Annotated in this window: 1 protein-coding gene; it reads right to left on the reverse strand. The window is 52.7% G+C overall.

All coding sequences use genetic code 11. The features are described from left to right. Window positions 1–334: transposase (locus tag ACTHSX_RS10535; RefSeq protein ID WP_440377615.1), on the reverse strand; the 334-nt coding region annotated here is incomplete at both ends.

A 334-nucleotide genomic window follows, 5' to 3' on the forward strand; every position in this document is an offset into this window, starting at 1 on the left:
CACTCATGGGCATTGGCGGGGGTAATGTGCAGTTTCTCGATATAGCCTTCCGCATCGGTACGGGTATGTTGTTTGTACCCGAGTCTGTAGAGGCCATTTTTCTTTATCCAACGGGCATCTTTGTCTTTGCTCGGTGTGGTTTGGCCGCTGACTTGTCCTTCTTCGTCGACTTCTATGGCCTGGCGCTGTTTGCCGCCGGCGGTCTGAATAATGGTGGCGTCAATGACGGCGGCGGATGCTTTCTCTACTTTTAGGTTTTTTTCGGTCAGTTGGCGGTTGATCAGTTCCAATAATTCGGACAGGGTGTCGTCTTGCGCCAGCCAGTTGCGGTAGC

It is taken from the genome of Neisseria sp. P0014.S002 (genome assembly GCF_051958295.1).
Classification (GTDB): Bacteria; Pseudomonadota; Gammaproteobacteria; order Burkholderiales; family Neisseriaceae; genus Neisseria; species Neisseria flavescens_B.